Source organism: Streptomyces sp. NPDC047315 (assembly GCF_040643215.1).
Taxonomy (GTDB): Bacteria; Actinomycetota; Actinomycetes; order Streptomycetales; family Streptomycetaceae; genus Streptomyces.
In genome coordinates this window covers 1-1,017 of sequence record NZ_JBEYTZ010000127.1, presented here as the reverse complement: position 1 = coordinate 1,017, position 1,017 = coordinate 1, and the positions used below count along the sequence as shown (strand labels likewise).

Genomic DNA, 1,017 nt, shown 5'->3' with positions numbered 1-1,017 from the left:
TGGTGTGGGTGGTGTGGGTTCTGGTGGGTTGGTTGGTGGTGGGGTGGTTTCTGGTGTGGTTTCGGGTGTGTTGGGGTTGGTGCAGGGGTGGTTGGGTGATGGGCGGTTTGGTGGGTCGCGGTTGGTGGTGGTGACGTGTGGTGCGGTGGGTCCTGGTGTGGGTGTGGGGGATGTGGTGGGTGGGGGTGTGTGGGGTTTGTTGCGTTCGGCGGTGGCGGAGCATCCGGGGCGGTTTGGGTTGGTGGATGTGGGTGTGGGTGGGGTTGGTGTGGGGTGGTTGGGTGTGGGGTTGGGGTGTGGTGAGGGTGAGGTTGTGTTGGGTGGGGGTGGTGTGGTGTGGGTTCCGCGGTTGGGTCGGTTGGGTGTGGGTGGTGGGTTGGGTTTGCCGGTGGGTGGTGGTGAGTGGTGTTTGGAGGTTGGTGGGTCGGGTGCTTTGGATGATGTGGGGTTGGTTGGTGGGGGTGTGGGGTTGCGGGAGTTGGGTGTGGGTGAGGTGCGGGTTCGGGTGCGTGCGGCGGGGTTGAACTTTCGGGATGTGGTGGTGGGTTTGGGGATGTTGGATGAGGGTGGTGGGGGTGGTGGTGTTGGTGGTGAGGCTGCTGGTGTGGTGGTTGAGGTGGGTTCTGGGGTGTCGGGGTTTGTGGTGGGGGATCGGGTGGTGGGTTTGGTTCCGGGTGCGTTTGGTTCGTTGGCGGTGGCGGATGAGCGGGTGTTGGTGCGGGTTCCGGAGGGGTGGGGTTGGGGTGAGGCTGCTTCGTTCGGGATCGTGTTTTCGACTGCTTGGTATGGGTTGAGGGATTTGGGTGGTTTGGGGTCTGGTGAGTCGGTGTTGGTGCATGCGGGTGCTGGTGGGGTGGGGATGGCGGCGATTCAGTTGGCGCGTTGGTGGGGTGCGGAGGTGTTTGCGACGGCGCATCCGGATAAGTGGGATGTGTTGCGGGGCATGGGGTTGGATGACGACCATATTGCGTCGTCGCGTGATCTGGCGTTCGAGGACAAGTTCCGTCGGGTCACGGG

1 protein-coding gene is annotated in these 1,017 nt (G+C 63.6%); it reads left to right on the top strand.

Features of this window, described 5'->3' with window-relative positions; translation table 11 throughout:
- Positions 1 to 484 precede the first annotated feature (484 nt).
- Positions 485 to 1,017, top strand: a 533-nt coding sequence (locus ABZ842_RS38885; RefSeq protein WP_361548628.1) for an alcohol dehydrogenase catalytic domain-containing protein, incomplete at its 3' end; no start/stop codon positions are given.